At 50.0% G+C, this 262-nt stretch carries 1 protein-coding gene; it reads left to right on the plus strand.

The window, feature by feature from the left end:
- A partial coding sequence (locus tag WDW90_RS39925; RefSeq protein WP_488803341.1) for a hypothetical protein occupies window positions 1–262 on the plus strand: 262 nt, incomplete at both ends.

Genomic DNA, 262 nt, shown 5'->3' on the forward strand with positions numbered 1-262 from the left:
CCATCCAAAGCGAAACCATGCAAAGCATCGAACGCAAAATCCCGAACTTGACAGAGCGGGAGCGGAAGGTCATCAGCAAGCATACACAAAGCATCATCAATCAGCTGTTGAAGGATCCGATCTTGGTTGCGAAGGAGCTGGCTGCAGAAGAAAATGCGCCGGAAAAGCTGGACCTGTTTGCAAAAATCTTCGGCTTGTCTGCTGATGAAGAAGTGGAAGGGTATGAAGCACAGCGGGAGCAACTGCAATATATCACCGCTGC

Source organism: Methylobacterium nigriterrae (genome assembly GCF_037106235.1).
In the GTDB taxonomy this organism is placed as follows: domain Bacteria; phylum Pseudomonadota; class Alphaproteobacteria; order Rhizobiales; family Beijerinckiaceae; genus Methylobacterium; species Methylobacterium nigriterrae.